Source organism: Rummeliibacillus sp. JY-2-4R (assembly GCF_053847205.1).
This window is the reverse complement of record NZ_CM132623.1, coordinates 3,741,547-3,757,311: the sequence shown is the minus strand read 5'-3', so window position 1 is coordinate 3,757,311 and position 15,765 is coordinate 3,741,547. Positions and strand designations below refer to the sequence as shown.

Genomic DNA, 15,765 nt, shown 5'->3' with positions numbered 1-15,765 from the left:
TATACAAGTGTAAAGACATAAGAAGGAGGAGAAGATTGTGAGACAAGCAGTAAGAGCACCATCTACTACACAATCAATTTCAAGAAATAAATTACTAGGAGCAGCGGGGATCGGTTGGTTATTTGATGCGCTTGATGTTGGAATATTATCATTTGTTATTGCAGCACTTGCTTCTGATTGGCATTTAACATCACAGCAAATGGGGTGGATTGGAAGTGTTAACTCAATCGGTATGGCCGTCGGTGCTTTTGTATTTGGTATCTTTGCGGATAGAATTGGACGAAAATCTGTTTTTATTTGGACACTTGTCATATTCTCTGTAGCAAGTGGATTATCTGCCTTTTCTACATCTATTGCGATGTTCATGCTTTTGCGGTTTTTTATCGGTATGGGACTAGGTGGCGAACTGCCAGTTGCTTCTACGTTAGTATCCGAAAGTGTAAAGGCTGACGAAAGAGGAAGAATCGTCGTATTATTAGAAAGTTTCTGGGCTGTGGGCTGGTTATTAGCAGCACTCATTTCATACTTTGTGATTCCAAACTATGGTTGGAGAATTGCTTTAATCTTAACAGCAATACCAGCACTATATGCTATATATTTACGTTTGCATTTACCAGATTCACCCCAGTTTTCGGCGAAAAAAAATCCTTCGCGAAATACTTTGCAAAATCTAAAAGATGTTTGGTCAAAACCATATGTTAAACCAACTTTAATGTTATGGATTGTGTGGTTTACAGTAGTATTTTCATATTACGGAATGTTTTTATGGTTACCAAGTGTCATGGTATTAAAAGGATTTAGTTTAATAAAAAGTTTTGAATATGTATTATTAATGACTATTGCTCAACTGCCAGGTTACTTCACTGCAGCATGGTTAATCGAAAAGTGGGGACGGAAAATTGTATTATCTACCTATCTACTAGGTACAGCAATAAGTGCACTTGCTTTTGGTTTAACTGATACTACATGGATTCTAATTGCTTCTGGTATGTTTTTATCATTCTTCAACTTAGGCGCATGGGGAGCTTTGTATGCCTATACACCTGAGCAGTATCCAACAATTATTAGAGGAACCGGAGTAGGGATGGCAGCTGCTATCGGACGAGTAGGTGGAATTTTAGGGCCGTTATTAGTAGGCTCACTAATGGCACAAGGTGTATCTATTGGATTAGTCTTCACTATTTTCTGTTGTTCTATTTTAATCGGTATTTTGGCTATTCTGTTATTAGGGAAAGAAACTAAGAAAACTGTTTTACAATAATACTGATATTTAAGTAAAAAAAATAAAAAGGAAATAGCATTTGTTATTTGCTAATTCCTTTTTATTTTATTCAAAATGTAGAAATTAATCTTAAAATGCTAAAAACTGCAACGTAAATGAATAAATTTTATGTATTTAAATGGATTAAAAATTTGTTAAACAGGGAAATAATGAAGCTTAAGAGTGGGTTTTTTCCATATGGATTAGGATTAACTACCATTTCTATAAATTAAGGGAGGGTTTTTAATAATGAGCGAAAAGGATATTACACGACGAGACTTCCTGAAAACAACTGGTATTGCTACAGGAACATTAGTAGGTGGTGGGATAATCGGTGGATTAATTGGTTATAACTCGAACAAAACTGGTGCACCAACGAAAAATGCTCCATCAAATACTGCGAACAAAACAGCTGAAACAAGTCAAGGTAAAATGTTCTTTACTACAGATAAAGACTTTAACATTTTAGCTGCAGCTACTGAACGTATATTCCCAAAGGATGATTTAGGACCAGGTGCAATAGATTTGGGTGTACCTTACTTCATCGACAGGCAATTAGCTGGTCAATATGGTAGTAATTCCAAAGAATATATGCAAGGGCCATTTGGTTCAGGTCTAGCTACGCAAGGTTACCAATCTCGACTAACTCGTGCAGAAATCTTCATGCAAGGTGTTCAATCATTGGAGTCTGAAGCTCAAAAACGTTACAAAAAAAGCTTCACAGATATCTCTGATAAAGAACGTGATGTAATTTTAACAGCTTTCCAAAAAGATGAAATTAAGATGAAAGGTGTTACCTCAGCTTTCTTCTTTTCATTATTACGATCCGCAACAATTGAAGGTGCGTATTCAGATCCCTTATATGGTGGAAACAGAAACATGGATGGCTGGAGAATGAAAGGCTTCCCAGGCCACCAAATGTCTTATATAAACGTAATTGAAAAACCAGGATTCCAAAAAATTGAACCTAGATCTCTAGGAATGCACTAATTTAGGAGGATGTAACAATGGCTAAAACCCTGCCAAAAGTAGATGTTGTAACTGTCGGTGTTGGTTGGACAGGCGGTATCGTTGCCGCTGAATGTACAAAAGCCGGCTTAAATGTAGTTGGACTAGAAAGAGGTAAAGACCGAGGTACTGTAAACTTTGCGAATGTGCATGATGAATACCGTTACGCAATTCGTTATGAATTAATGCAAGACTTATCAAAAGAAACGGTTACTTTTCGTAATAACCGTAAACAACAAGCTCTACCAATGCGCCAACTAGGTTCATTCTTACTTGGTGAGGGTCTTGGTGGTGCTGGTACGCATTGGAATGGTCAAACATTCCGCTTTTTGCCATACGACTTCCAATTGAAAACTATGACTGAAAAAAAATACGGCAAAAACTTTATGAGCAATGATTACCAGATGGTGGACTGGGGTCTGACTTATGATGAAATAGAGCCATATTTCGATAAATTTGAAAAAACTGCGGGTATTAGTGGTGAAGAAAACCCGCTAGGTCCTAAACGTTCAGATAAATATCCAAACGGGCCTATGAAAAAAACGCCATTACTCCAAAAGTTTGAAAAGGCAGCGAAAAAGTTGGGCTATCATCCGTATATGATGCCTTCAGCCAACTTGTCTGCATCATACAAAAACCCATATGGTGAAACGATTAATGCATGCCAATATTGTGGGTTCTGTGAACGTTTCGGATGTGAATATGGTGCAAAGGCCACTCCCGAAGTATCAGTCATTCCAGCAGCTCTTAAATCAGGAAAATATGAAATACGGTTTAACTCAAATGTAGTTGAAGTTATTACGAAAGGAAACAAAGCAACAGGTGTTAGGTATCTCGATACTGTGACAGGTGAAGAATTTTTCCAACCTGCAGATGTCGTAGTTTTAACTTCATTTATGATGAATAATGCAAAGTTATTAATGGTATCGAACATTGGTACAATGTATGATCCTACTACAGGAAGAGGAACTCTAGGTCGTAACTATTGCTACCAAATTATGCCGGGTGCAATTGGTTTCTTTGATGAACAGTTCAATGTATTTATGGGTGCAGGTGCATTAGGTGAGTGTTTTGATGATTTCAATGGCGATAATTTTGATCACTCTAAACTTGGCTTCATTCACGGCGCAAACATTGCATTAACACAGTTAGGGCTTCGTCCAATAGGTAATAATACAACTCACTCTGATACACCTACATGGGGTGCTGATTGGAAAAAGGATTCAATTACGAACTATACACGTACATTAAGTGTTGGTGGTCAAGGTGCTTCTATACCTCATAAGGAAAACTTCATGACCTTAGATCCGAAGTACAAAGATGCTTATGGAGTTCCATTATTGCAAATAAACTATGATTTTACTGACCAAGACAAAAAATTACACAAATTCATTTCTGAAAAATCTGGAGAAGTTTTAAAAGAAATGGGTGCTAAAAAAGTGGAAATTCGTGCTGAACTTACAAATTATAGTATTGTACCTTATCAATCAACACATAACACTGGTGGCACAGTAATGAGTAAAACACCAGATGAAGGGGTAGTAAATAATTACTTACAACATTGGGATTGTGAAAATCTATTTGCTGTAGGTGCAGGTTCATTTGGTAACAACTCTGGTTATAACCCAACTGATACAGTAGGGGCTTTAGCATACCGTTGTTCAGAGGGAATAATTAAATATTCTAAAAAAGGTGGTTCACTGGTTTAATATCAAATTAAATGATAGAATTACTTTTTGTTAAAGGAGGAATGAGCCATGGGCTTAAGCGCAATTGGAATACCCGGGTTAATCATAATCTTGGTTATTGTATTAATTGTATTTGGACCAAAGAAACTACCGGAAATTGGTTCTGCAGTAGGTAAAACTTTCTCGGAATTCAAAAAGTCAACTCAAGGTTTAATCGATGATGATGAAACAAAATCGAAAAAAGATAATTCGACTTCAGATAAAAAAGAAATATAACTAGAGGGTGTTCGTATGGATCCATATGAAGAAAATGCAAAAAAAGTACTAAGCCCTTTGGATAAAATCAGTAATGATGATATAGAAGAAAAGAGTGGAGAAGAGGCTTCTAGTGAATCTGAAGTCTCTGAATCAGATTCTACCTCTCTTGCAAGTATCGAACAAGAAGATGAAATGGATGATGATCGTTCATTAAATGATATAAGTGAATCATTAGTAGACCATCTAGCTGACTTAAGAAAGCAATTGATAAAAGGTATAGCAGTTTTCTTGTTTTTCTTTATCGTTGTATTTTCTACAGTGAACTTTTGGTTAAAATATGTAACTAGGGGTCATGACTTAGTCATTTTAGGTCCATTAGAAGTGATTAGATTCTATATGTCAATCTCAACAACACTTGCTATAGGACTTTCACTACCATTCTTAATGCATTTCCTATGGACATTTATTAAACCTGGATTAAAGGAAAACGAAAAAGGATTCCTTGGTTTATATTCTCCAGTAATGCTTGTTTTATTCTTAATTGGCGTTGCATTTGGGTACTTTGTTCTTAATCCGCTAAGTTATGACTTTCTTGTAGGCATAGGAGAATCAAACTTTAATGTAATGGTATCTGCTAGCCAATATATGAGTTATCTTATAATGACTACTGTTCCAGTTGGTTTGATATTCGAATTGCCGATTATTGCTATGTTTTTATCAACAATAGGAATTTTAACATCAGAGACGATTAAGAAAATCAGAAGATGGGCTTATGTTGTTATGGCAGTTGTATCTGCTGTTATTACCCCATCCCCAGACTTTTTTAGTCAAATCATTGTTTTAATTCCAATGATTATATTGTATGAAGCAAGTATTTTATTAGTAAAAAGAATTGAAAATAAACAAGCTCTAAAAGAAGGTCTCTAATGCCACTTGGATTTATTTAAAGGCTCATTCATTTATTAAAAATGAATGAGCCCTTTTTTTATGGAAGCACTTTAGTTTTTGGAATAGTATCTGCATTTTTTGTATACTAAATTCAAGTGGCAATCAAAAAAGCATTCTGTATAAGGTAGCGTTTTCGTATGATGAAAGTAGGGGGAATCAAATGGCTAAAAAATACATTATGGCACTAGATCAAGGTACAACGAGTTCTCGTGCAATATTATTCGATGAATACGGTAATATATTCCATACAGCGCAACAGGAATTCCGGCAATATTTTCCACAATCCGGTTGGGTAGAGCATAATGCGGAAGAAATTTGGAGTTCTATATTATCGGTAATAGCTAGTGTATTGTCGGAAAAAAATATAGCAGCAAGCCAAATTGCAGGGATTGGAATTACTAATCAACGTGAAACAACTGTGGTATGGGATAAAAACACAGGAGTACCAATATACAATGCGATAGTATGGCAATCTAGGCAAACTGCATCTATATGCGAAGAATTAAAAGCAAAAGGCTATAACGACCTATTTCATGAAAAAACAGGATTACTAATCGATGCATATTTTTCAGGGACAAAAGTTAAATGGATATTAGATCATGTTGAAGGAGCTCACACAAGGGCTGAAAACGGTGATTTATTATTTGGTACAATCGATACTTGGCTAATCTGGAAGTTAACAGGTGGGAAGGTACATGTAACGGATTATTCAAACGCTTCCCGTACTTTAATGTACAATATCTATGATTTAAAGTGGGATGAGGAACTGCTTGAAATTCTGGGTATCAATGCTTCCATGCTCCCAGAGGTCCATTCATCATCAGAAGTATATGGTAAAACAAGTGCTGATTTATTCTTTGGCCAAGAAGTTCCGATTGCTGGGGTAGCAGGTGATCAACAAGCAGCGTTATTTGGTCAAGCGTGCTTTGATAAAGGCATGGTAAAAAACACATATGGTACCGGCTGTTTTATGTTGATGAATACTGGGGAAAAAGCGGTGAGATCTGAAAAAGGCTTATTAACGACCATAGCTTGGGGAATCGATGGTAAAATCAATTATGCGCTAGAAGGTAGTATATTCGTAGCGGGTTCAGCGATTCAATGGTTACGTGATGGTCTGCGCATGTTACGTAATGCATCAGAAAGTGAAATCTATGCCGAAAAAGTTGATTCGACTTACGGTGTCTATGTAGTACCTGCATTCGTGGGTCTCGGCACACCATATTGGGATAGTGATGTTCGGGGAGCGGTATTTGGATTAACGCGAGGTACAGAAAAGGAACATTTCATACGTGCCACTTTGGAGTCACTTGCTTACCAAACTAAGGACGTATTAGATGCAATGGAAGCGGATTCAGGTATAGTACTCAAAACATTACGAGTTGATGGAGGAGCCGTTGCAAATAATTTCCTAATGCAATTCCAATCAGATCTATTAAATGTTCCAGTTGAACGACCGTTAATTAGTGAAACAACTGCATTAGGAGCAGCATATCTAGCAGGTCTAGCAGTTGGATTTTGGAAAAGCACTGAAGCAATTTCTAAACATTGGCACCTGGAAAAACAATTTACCCCAGAAATGAACAAAGAAAAAAGAAAACAACTATACTCTGGCTGGCAAACTGCCGTACGCGCAGCACAAACATTTAAATAATAAAGTTAAACTTCAATCAGTGGGGATTTTAGATTCCTACTGCAATTAACCACCGCAGCTAAATAATGAACAGATTGAATAATACTGGCCCAAATAAATAAAAAAGCAAAAAATAGCCTGTTACTTACATGTAACAAGCTATTTTAATGAACTCAAAAATTAAAGTGCATACATATAGCTATCTGAATAAGATATATTAAGCGGTATATGTAAAATTTCCGAATATTTATATCACTAGAAATATTAGCGATTCATCTGACATATTCAAGATTTCGTGCATATTGTAGCCTACTTTCGATAATGAATATAATAGGTAAATATTTAAATCTTGAAAGAAGTAAAAAGTTGCTAATTAATGTGTAAAAGGACGGGGTTTTAAATGAAAAAACAATTGAAGGATATAGAGCCGAGGATAAGGGAAATATTTGAATATTTGCATGCTAATCCGGAGATTGCTTGGAAAGAATATAAAACAACAACATATATCACAAAACTTTTACAACAAGAAGGTTATAGAGTACACACTTTCCCTAATAGTACAGGGTTATATGTGGAGATTGGAGAGGGTAAACCAGTAATAGGTTTACGCACAGATATGGATGCACTATGGCAAGAAGTAGATGGAGAAATGAAAGCCATTCATTCTTGTGGGCATGATGGCCATATGACAATGGTGATTGGTGTTCTGCTACTTCTAAAAAAACTAAAAACAGAGTTTAAAGGAACTTTACGCGTATTATTCCAACCAGCTGAAGAAAAAGGGCAAGGTGCACTCTCTTTTTTAGAAAAAGGCTTGATTGACGATATTGATTATTTATTTGGCGTACATTTAAGGCCAACTCAAGAACTGGAAGACGGTACATTTTCACCAGCGTTACACCATGGCGCTTCGATGATGATGTCAGCTGAAATTTATGGCGTCGAAGCACATGCAGCTAGGCCACATTTAGGGAAAAACGCTATAGAGATTGGCAGTAGCTTGGTTGAATCGTTAAAGTCAATTCATATTGATACAATGATTCCTTATTCTGTAAAAGTAACTACATTTCATGCCGGAGGGAAATCAGGTAATATTATTCCTGGCAAGGCCTTTATCAATTTAGATATTAGAGCCCAAACAAATGAAGGAATGAAAGAGCTCGTAGAAGATATTCATCGAATTGTAGAAGCAGTAAGTAAATTGTATGATGCAAGTATTGTTTTGAAAGTTTTATTGGATATTGTGGCAGCAAATGTGAACGAGGAAGCGCAAGAAATCTTAGAACATGCAATTATTCAATCCGTTGGCCATGAACATATTCGGCCACCACTATACTCGCCAGGCGGAGAGGACTTTCACTTTTATACATTAGAGCGTCCAAAAGTGAAAGCAACGATGTTAGGGGTGGGATGTAATCTAACGCCTGGTCTGCATCATCCAGAAATGACTTTTAATAGAGAACAATTAATTAAAGGAGTAGAAATTTTAACTAGAACTGTCTTATGTGCATTTGAGTATGCCAAATTAAAGACAAACAAACCAACAATTAAAGACTAGGTGAAGTTACAGTGAAGATTAATCAAGTAATAATTCGGCATTTAAAGATGCGCATGAAGTCACCATTTGTTACAAGCTTTGGTTCTGTCCAAGATAAACAATTTTTAATTGTAGAAGTGAAAGACGAAAATGGCAGAGCAGGTTTTGGGGAAGGGGTTGCATTTGAAACTCCATGGTATACAGAAGAAACATTAAAAACAATCTGGCATATTTTGGAGGATTTCTTAGTACCAATAGTCTTGCAAAAGGAAATTGAACATCCATCTGAAGTCAATCAAATATTTCGCAAAATCCGCCGGAATAATATGGCGAAGGCAGCTATTGAAAGTGCTATATGGGACTTATATGCAAAACAAAATAATATACCATTAGCAATAGCTTTAGGTGGGGACAAAAAGGCAGTTGAAGTAGGAATTAGTATAGGTATTCAGAAAACAACTGCAGATCTTTACAGAAAAATTGATCATGCACTAGAGGATGGCTATAAGCGGATTAAAGTGAAGATTAAACCGGGGTTAGATCAATCGCTTATAAGTTCAATTCGAGATCGATATCCTGAAATTCCATTGATGGCTGATGCTAACTCATGTTATTCACTTAAGGATCTCCCAATATTAAAAGAACTAGATCAATATAAATTATTGATGATTGAACAACCACTGGCTGCGGATGATATATTAGAACATGCAAAATTGCAACAACTGATAGATACGCCAATTTGTTTAGATGAAAGTATCTGTTCTTATAGTGATGCTAAAACAGCGATCGAGTTAGGTAGTTGTGGAATTATCAATATAAAATATGCCCGTGTTGGAGGTTTAGAAGAAGCGAAGCAAATTCATGATTTATGTGAAGAAAACAATATTAAGGTTTGGTGTGGAGGAATGTTGGAAGCTGGGGTCGGTCGTGCCCATGCAATAGCTCTTTCGACATTATCAAACTTTGTATTACCAGGTGATACAGCTGGTTCTAGTCATTATTGGATGGAAGATATCATAGTGCCTGAAGTAGAAGTAAAAGAGGGGAGTATTAACATTCCTAATGAACCAGGTATTGGCTATCAAATTAACTATTCAGCATTAGAACGTTATACAGTAAAACAAAAGCTTTATCAATAAATTATAAAAAAGCTGATGAATCAGTTCATTTTGGATTCATCAGCTTTTTTATATCCTTAGATAAATAGTTTTCCCATATAAAGTTCATCTTCATAACTTGAGTTAATCTTAACCGATTTATATCTTTTTCCTTCAACGGTAAATCCGAATTTTTCAAAAAGAGAAATAGCCTTTTGATTGGATTCGATAACAGATAATTCTAAGCGACTAATGTTATGAGTACGAGCCCATCTCTCGGCTTCGCTTATTAGAGAAGTCCCAATACTATTGTTTGCAAATTTCTCAAGAACACCTATCGTTATAGAAGCACAATGGATTTTCCGTATTGCTCTATTTACTAAAATTGAAATCGCACCGCCAATTTCTCCATTTATAATAGCTACTAAAATAATTGCAGAGTTTGTAGCTTTCCAATTCGTAATAAGTTTGCGAAACCCTTGTACTGAAAACGAATGGTCTTTATCACCATATACCATATAATCCGACTCAACGAACAATTGTTGATATAAGCGAATAACTTCTCGTGCATCATCTAGTTCAATTGGGCGAATAATATAAGTGGGATGAATAGAAAGTGAATCTACTATTGAATTTTCAAGATTGGTTGATGGTTTTTCAAAAGTAATATGATAGCCAAGCTTAATATCTGTTACATGGTAGCCATATTCTGTCCATGCAGTAAAATGCTTTAATGGTGGCTTCGTTTTCATCCACCAGCTTTTATTTAAATATGAGGCATTAGGTAGAGGTTGACCCATAATAGTTTCAATTTCAGAAAAGGTTAATGTGATTTGATCTTGCATGAGTGCTTCAAAATAAGCAGCTAGTGGTATGTATTTTTTTTCAATCGTTTTTTCCATTTGAAACCCTCTTTATCAATAATATATAGAAATATTAACATAAAATTAACAAAAATGTATTTCTTTTTTCGTTGAAAATTCACTTGACAAAATAAGTGGTATTGTCCTCGTTTTATAAGGTACATACTCAAGCTTTTTGAATATCAAAAGCTTAAAATACAGAAATGTTTAAATTATTTTATAGTGGCGAAATCATAGTAGAGTGTAACGTTCTTTTTCATCACTATATGTGATAAAATATAGTCGGAAATTGTAGATAAACTTTAGGAGGAATAATCATGAGTAAAATCCTTGTATTCGGACACAAAAACCCTGATACAGATACAATCACATCTGCATTAGTATATGCTTATTTAAAACAACAATTGGGAGTAGATGCAGAAGCTGTTCGCCTAGGTGAACCAAACAATGAAACAGCATATGCATTAGAAAAATTTGGCTTCAAAGCTCCACGCTTAGTAGAAAAAGTAGCTTCTGAAGCTGCTCAAGTAATCTTAGTTGACCACAACGAACGTCAACAATCTGCAGATGATATCACAGAAGTACAAATCACAGAAGTTATCGATCATCACCGTATTGCTAATTTTGAAACAGCTGATCCATTGTACTACCGTGCAGAACCAGTAGGTTGTACAGCAACTATTTTAAATAAAATTTTCAAAGAAAATGATATTGAAATCCCAGCTAATTATGCAGGTTTAATGCTTTCAGCTATCATTTCTGATACTTTATTGTTCAAATCTCCAACTTGCACAGATCAAGATGTAAAAGCTGCAAAAGAGCTTGCTGAAAAAGCTGGTGTAAATGCAGAAGAATATGGCCTTGCTATGCTAAAAGCAGGAGCTGACTTAAGCGATAAATCTTTAGAAGATTTATTGTCTCTTGATGCAAAGGAATTCTCTATGGGTGATCACAAAGTTGTCATCGCACAAGTAAATGCTGTTGATGTAAACGATGTCCTTAATCGTCAAGCTGAACTTGAAACATTACTAAATAAAGAAGTTGAAGAAAAAGGTTTAGATTTATTCTTCTTCGTAGTTACAGATATTTTAAATAATGATTCAGTAGCTGTACCAGTAGGTAAAGTAGCCGAAAAGGCTGCTCCAGCATTTGGCGCTACTTTAGAAAATAATCGCTTAGTGTTAAAAGGCGTTGTTTCTCGCAAAAAACAAATCGTTCCAGCTTTAACAGATGCATTAAAATAATTTTTGTCATATTAAAGACTGTCCAATTCAATTTAGAGTTGGACAGCCTTTTTACTTTTTGAAATCTAATGGTTTTACAGCAGGACCTTCTAAGATAGAACCGTCCTTTTTAAATCTTGAGCCATGACATGGGCAATCCCACGTTTCATCAGCTTCATTCCATCGTGTCTTACAACCTAAATGTGTACATCTTGGCATAGAACTTCTTGTGACATATCCTCCTACCAAATCGATGACCGTCTGGCCGCCAACTTTTAAACCTTGCAAAAGGGCATCACCTAGTTTTGTATGTTTTGGTGAGTAAAGTTCAATCCCTTCATTAGGGCGACCCAATATTCCATCACACACAATTTTCCCTGCTACAAGTGAATTGGAGATTCCCCATTTTCTAAAACCCGTTGCAAGCCAAACATTAGGATGACCAGAACTGATTTGTCCAACATATGGAAGTAAGTCGGGTGTTTCTGGATCTTGTGCTGACCATTTGTATTGGATATCGGTGGCAGCGAAATTTCCAAAAGCCTCATTTTCAACGGCTTCATAGAAAATATCCGTATTTGAAGATGAACCAGCGCGCTGTGAGGAACCAACAAGTAGTGTGTAATAATCATCCTCAATTTTAACTGTGCGGATAGAACGGTTAGGCTGATCAATAGAGAGATATTGTCCAGAATAAGGTTCGGAACATTTAAAAGCAATCATGTAAGAACGATTTACTTTAAGTTTAACTAATTGCAAACCAATCATGGCTTCTAATGGATAGTGTGAGCAAATAACTAAATCCTTACAATGGACAATTTCCTTATTCTCGAGTTCAACATAAGGAGTTGCTACGTTGATATGTGCCACACGAGAATTTTGATAAAACTTGGCGCCGGCTTTTATCGCTTTTTCCAGAATAGTTTGTCCAAAAAGCACAGGATGTATTTGGCTTTGATCTAACATAGCAACCGATGCTTTAAGTCTGTATGGGACTTCTCCCTTTTCTCCAAATGTACCAGGAATGTGTAGTTGTTTATAAGCTTCCCATTCATCTTCTATCTTTTTAATATTTTTGCCTTCTAATGTATATAAATAGGAGGTAGCTGGTTGAATTATTGTTGAATCAACAAGATCTAAAGCTTGAGAAATGGCTTTTTGATTTAGTTCATAGTAGAGTCTTGCAGAATCTAATCCAAATTTCCCGATAATTGTTTGATAAACAGGACCATGTTGCGCCGTTAGCTTTCCAGTAGAATTCCCTGTTGCACCATGAAGTATAGAATTCCCTTCAAGTAAAACCACATCTTTTCCTGCTTTTGCTAAGTGATAGGCAGTCATTATTCCACTTAGACCACCGCCAATAATACAAACGTCTGTATGAATCGATTCTTCCAGGGGTGGTTTAACAATTGTTCGTTTATTTTGTAACCAGATAGATGAATTCATAGATTCTCCTACTTTTTTATCATTAGAATACGTAAAAAGAAAGAAATCATTCATAAGCAGATAAATTGTCATTCGAATTCACGACTTATACAATTACTGCAAGAGGTGAATGTACATGAAAATAGAAATATGGTCAGATTATGTATGCCCATTTTGCTATATTGGTAAAAGAGAGCTAGAAAATGCATTGAAAAAAACAGGCTTGCAAGACCAAGTTGAAGTTGAATTAAAAAGTTATCAGCTTAGTCCAGATGCTAAAGCGACTACAGAAGAAAGTATCTACGAATCTTTGGCAAAGAAATATGGTATGACGATAGAACAAGCGAAAGCACAATCAGCAGGTATAATTGCTCGTGCCAACGACTTAGGGTTAGATTATCATTATGAAAATTTGAGTCCTGCCAATACATTTAAAGCACACCGTCTTGCAAAATATGCTGAAACTGTTGGCAAAGGTGCAGAGATGAGCGAACGATTGTTACGAGCGTACTTCAGCGAAACAAAAAAGATTGGATTAGCTGATGTTTTAGTAGAGCTAGCAGTAGAGGTAGGCTTAGACAAGCAAGCTGTTGAAGATGTACTAAATGATGGTTCCTTTGCAGATGAAGTATTAGTAGATATTGAACAAGCATCCCAAATTGGAGTTCGTGGTGTTCCTTTCTTTGTATTCAATGGGAAATACGCAATATCAGGAGCTCAACCAGGCGAAGTATTTGAACAAGCAGTTCGAAAAATCGCTGAAGAAAATGGCCTACGCCCAAGTCTAAAAATGATAGGGCAAGATGAAACAGGTATTTGCACGGATGGCAAATGTGAATTATAAAGTTCAGTCGAAAGTATGAGAACCCATTCGTTGACTTCGAAGGGGTTTTCTTTTAAAATGAATTTATCTCGAATTAGAGATATTAAAATTGATTTTATTGAAAGTGAGAGAATTATATAATGACTAACGTTTTAGTAGTAAAAGGAAATAACCGCCCTGATGGCGTTTCAACAAAAATGTTTGAAACATTCACAGCAGAATTAGAAGGATCAGATTTAAACGTTACTGTATACGATTTATTTAATGAAGATACACCATACTTTGGACAAGATCTTCTTGAAGCATTTGGTAAATTGCAAAATGGCGAAGAATTATCAGAACTTCAACAACGTACACTTGCAGCAAAACAAAAAGCAATGGATGCAATTTCAGCTGCAGATGTAGTAGTATTTGCATTCCCATTATGGAACTTAACAATCCCTGCTAAATTACATACATTCGTTGATTATGTATATGCTGCTGGTTTCGCATTCAAATATGATGAAAATGGTAATTTAGTTAGCTTAATGCCAGAGAAAAAAGCGATTTTCTTAAATGCTCGCGGTGGTATATACTCAACTCCTGAAGCTGCACCGATGGATATGGGTATTAATTACATGCGTAATGTATTTGGTGGCGTATTCGGTATGCAAGTTATCGATGAAGTAATCATCGAAGGACATAATGCAATGTCTGATAAAGCACAAGAAATCATTGCAAATGGTTTAGAAGAAGTTAAAGCAGCAGCAAAACGCTTAGTTGAAATGACTGTTAAAGCTTAATATCATAATTAGATTTGATAGAGGCAAGTATCTATTATTTAGATACTTGTCTTTTTGCATTTTTCTCTATGATAAAATTACTCATCCAAATGCCCCTCATTTAAATCCCGAAAGAAATTAATAAACTCTCTTCCGGCAGCTGATAGATAGCGATTTGCCCGCCACACTAAAGAGGATCGTTTTATCCAAGGATTATCATAGATTGAGATGATTTGGCAATTATCTAGGAATTGTGATTCTATCATTGATAGAGGCAAAATGGTGGCACCAAAGCCCATTTTGACTAAATTTAATAGAATAGCTGAGTCATGACATTCACATAAAATGCTAGGTGTTAAATTTAATCGTTGAAATTCATCGATAATTTGTCCATATAAACTATTTCCTTCTGAGGGACCTAACAATATCAGTGGTGCATTCGCTATTTCTTTAATGCTAATATGCTCTTGAATCAGTGTATATTCTTTTGGAACAATAAAAACACATGGATCTGGTTTTGAACTTTGAATAGATTCAACCCCTTGCCAAAGGGAATCAGCTGCTATTGCAATGTCAATTGTATGATTTTCTAGAAGTTCCATCAGATGAGTTGAGTTGCCTTCCCAAACACTAAATTTCACGTTTGGATATTTCTTTCGAAAGGATTTTAACGTTGAGAGCATGAGAGGGGCACTAATATTACTTTTCAAAAGGATAGGATGTGTAGAATGGAAAAAGTAGAACTCCCTTTAGATGTTTATGAATTATTAAATGGTCAAGAACTTGAAAAAAACAGCATGAAGCAATGTTGCTACTTACCGTAAATGAAGAAGGTTATCCACATAATGCAATGGTAAGTGTCGGAGAGGTTGTTGCTTTAAATCGCCATCAACTTAGAATCGGATTATGGCCAAGCACTTCTACAACAGCGAATATTCTTCGCTCAAAAAAGGCCACATTAGTGATTGTCTATGCTGGCCAAGCACATTATATACGCCTTTCAATAAATCCCATCGGCATATTGCCTAATGCTGAATACCAAAGGGAAAGGTTTGAAGCGGAAGTTATCTGGATACGCTCAGATATGGCGAAATATGCTGATATTATTTCGGGGATTCAGATTAGTTTAAAAGATTCGCAAGAAGTATTGCACCGATGGAAAAAGACGATTGAAGAGATTCTTCAGTAGGGAGATATATAATAAAAAAACGAGTCGCATATAGCGACTCGTTTTAAA

At 35.8% G+C, this 15,765-nt stretch carries 15 protein-coding genes; 12 read left to right on the top strand and 3 right to left on the bottom strand.

Features of this window, described 5'->3' with window-relative positions; all coding sequences use genetic code 11:
* The first annotated feature begins 37 nt into the window (after positions 1 to 37).
* From ACWV26_RS18440 to menC, 8 genes are all read left to right on the top strand, one after another.
* Positions 38 to 1,261, top strand: a complete 1,224-nt coding sequence (locus ACWV26_RS18440; protein ID WP_455896123.1) for an MFS transporter — start codon at positions 38 to 40, stop codon at positions 1,259 to 1,261.
* A 249-nt stretch (positions 1,262 to 1,510) separates the two neighbouring features.
* Complete coding sequence (locus ACWV26_RS18435) at positions 1,511 to 2,251, top strand: gluconate 2-dehydrogenase subunit 3 family protein (RefSeq protein ID WP_455896122.1); 741 nt, start codon at positions 1,511 to 1,513, stop codon at positions 2,249 to 2,251.
* A 17-nt stretch (positions 2,252 to 2,268) separates the two neighbouring features.
* Positions 2,269 to 3,978, top strand: a complete 1,710-nt coding sequence (locus ACWV26_RS18430) for a GMC family oxidoreductase (RefSeq protein WP_455896121.1) — start codon at positions 2,269 to 2,271, stop codon at positions 3,976 to 3,978.
* A 48-nt stretch (positions 3,979 to 4,026) separates the two neighbouring features.
* Positions 4,027 to 4,233 (top strand): twin-arginine translocase TatA/TatE family subunit, encoded by a 207-nt coding sequence (tatA, locus tag ACWV26_RS18425; protein ID WP_455896120.1) that lies wholly within the window; start codon positions 4,027 to 4,029, stop codon positions 4,231 to 4,233.
* 15 nt (positions 4,234 to 4,248) lie between these two features.
* Positions 4,249 to 5,142, top strand: coding sequence for a twin-arginine translocase subunit TatC (tatC, locus tag ACWV26_RS18420; protein ID WP_455896119.1), 894 nt, complete (start codon positions 4,249 to 4,251; stop codon positions 5,140 to 5,142).
* A gap of 181 nt (positions 5,143 to 5,323) precedes the next feature.
* Positions 5,324 to 6,817, top strand: a complete 1,494-nt coding sequence (gene glpK, locus ACWV26_RS18415) for a glycerol kinase GlpK (protein ID WP_455896118.1) — start codon at positions 5,324 to 5,326, stop codon at positions 6,815 to 6,817.
* A gap of 379 nt (positions 6,818 to 7,196) precedes the next feature.
* Entirely contained in the window at positions 7,197 to 8,354 is a 1,158-nt protein-coding gene (locus ACWV26_RS18410; RefSeq protein ID WP_455896117.1) for a M20 peptidase aminoacylase family protein, read from the top strand.
* 11 nt (positions 8,355 to 8,365) lie between these two features.
* The gene (gene menC, locus ACWV26_RS18405) at positions 8,366 to 9,472 is read left to right on the top strand and encodes an o-succinylbenzoate synthase (RefSeq protein ID WP_455896116.1); all 1,107 of its coding nucleotides are present in this window, start codon (positions 8,366 to 8,368) and stop codon (positions 9,470 to 9,472) included.
* A 56-nt stretch (positions 9,473 to 9,528) separates the two neighbouring features.
* On the opposite strand, the gene ACWV26_RS18400 is transcribed toward menC, so the two are convergent.
* Positions 9,529 to 10,332, bottom strand: a complete 804-nt coding sequence (locus tag ACWV26_RS18400; protein WP_455896115.1) for an N-acetyltransferase family protein — start codon at positions 10,330 to 10,332, stop codon at positions 9,529 to 9,531.
* 278 nt (positions 10,333 to 10,610) lie between these two features.
* Here ACWV26_RS18400 and ACWV26_RS18395 point away from each other — a divergent pair, with 278 nt between their 5' ends.
* Positions 10,611 to 11,537, top strand: a complete 927-nt coding sequence (locus tag ACWV26_RS18395; protein WP_455896114.1) for a manganese-dependent inorganic pyrophosphatase — start codon at positions 10,611 to 10,613, stop codon at positions 11,535 to 11,537.
* A 51-nt stretch (positions 11,538 to 11,588) separates the two neighbouring features.
* On the opposite strand, the gene ACWV26_RS18390 is transcribed toward ACWV26_RS18395, so the two are convergent.
* Positions 11,589 to 12,965, bottom strand: a complete 1,377-nt coding sequence (locus ACWV26_RS18390; protein ID WP_455896113.1) for an FAD-dependent oxidoreductase — start codon at positions 12,963 to 12,965, stop codon at positions 11,589 to 11,591.
* A 115-nt stretch (positions 12,966 to 13,080) separates the two neighbouring features.
* On the opposite strand from ACWV26_RS18390, the gene ACWV26_RS18385 reads away from it, so the two are divergent.
* Entirely contained in the window at positions 13,081 to 13,788 is a 708-nt protein-coding gene (locus ACWV26_RS18385; RefSeq protein ID WP_455896112.1) for a DsbA family oxidoreductase, read from the top strand.
* A gap of 119 nt (positions 13,789 to 13,907) precedes the next feature.
* Positions 13,908 to 14,549 carry an FMN-dependent NADH-azoreductase gene (locus ACWV26_RS18380; RefSeq protein WP_455896111.1) on the top strand — a complete coding sequence of 214 codons (642 nt, stop codon included), beginning with the start codon at positions 13,908 to 13,910 and terminating at the stop codon, positions 14,547 to 14,549.
* A 77-nt stretch (positions 14,550 to 14,626) separates the two neighbouring features.
* Here ACWV26_RS18380 and ACWV26_RS18375 read toward each other — a convergent pair whose 3' ends face one another.
* On the bottom strand, positions 14,627 to 15,238 hold the full coding sequence (locus ACWV26_RS18375) for a LysR family transcriptional regulator substrate-binding protein (protein ID WP_455896110.1): 612 nt from the start codon (positions 15,236 to 15,238) through the stop codon (positions 14,627 to 14,629).
* A gap of 95 nt (positions 15,239 to 15,333) precedes the next feature.
* Between ACWV26_RS18375 and ACWV26_RS18370 the strand changes: the two genes are divergently transcribed.
* Complete coding sequence (locus ACWV26_RS18370) at positions 15,334 to 15,717, top strand: pyridoxamine 5'-phosphate oxidase family protein (RefSeq protein WP_455896109.1); 384 nt, start codon at positions 15,334 to 15,336, stop codon at positions 15,715 to 15,717.
* The last annotated feature ends 48 nt before the right edge of the window (positions 15,718 to 15,765 follow it).

Excerpts from the sequence above, each read along its gene's own strand:
- ACWV26_RS18380 (WP_455896111.1), top strand. The coding sequence starts at position 13,908 with ATGACTAACGTTTTAGTAGTAAAAGGAAATAACCGCCCTGATGGCGTT.
- ACWV26_RS18410 (WP_455896117.1), top strand. The coding sequence starts at position 7,197 with ATGAAAAAACAATTGAAGGATATAGAGCCGAGGATAAGGGAAATATTT.
- ACWV26_RS18370 (WP_455896109.1), top strand. The coding sequence starts at position 15,334 with ATGTTGCTACTTACCGTAAATGAAGAAGGTTATCCACATAATGCAATG.
- tatA (WP_455896120.1), top strand. The coding sequence starts at position 4,027 with ATGGGCTTAAGCGCAATTGGAATACCCGGGTTAATCATAATCTTGGTT.
- glpK (WP_455896118.1), top strand. The coding sequence starts at position 5,324 with ATGGCTAAAAAATACATTATGGCACTAGATCAAGGTACAACGAGTTCT.
- tatC (WP_455896119.1), top strand. The coding sequence starts at position 4,249 with ATGGATCCATATGAAGAAAATGCAAAAAAAGTACTAAGCCCTTTGGAT.
- ACWV26_RS18435 (WP_455896122.1), top strand. The coding sequence starts at position 1,511 with ATGAGCGAAAAGGATATTACACGACGAGACTTCCTGAAAACAACTGGT.
- ACWV26_RS18385 (WP_455896112.1), top strand. The coding sequence starts at position 13,081 with ATGAAAATAGAAATATGGTCAGATTATGTATGCCCATTTTGCTATATT.
- ACWV26_RS18390 (WP_455896113.1), bottom strand. The coding sequence starts at position 12,965 with ATGAATTCATCTATCTGGTTACAAAATAAACGAACAATTGTTAAACCA.
- ACWV26_RS18400 (WP_455896115.1), bottom strand. The coding sequence starts at position 10,332 with ATGGAAAAAACGATTGAAAAAAAATACATACCACTAGCTGCTTATTTT.
- ACWV26_RS18395 (WP_455896114.1), top strand. The coding sequence starts at position 10,611 with ATGAGTAAAATCCTTGTATTCGGACACAAAAACCCTGATACAGATACA.
- ACWV26_RS18430 (WP_455896121.1), top strand. The coding sequence starts at position 2,269 with ATGGCTAAAACCCTGCCAAAAGTAGATGTTGTAACTGTCGGTGTTGGT.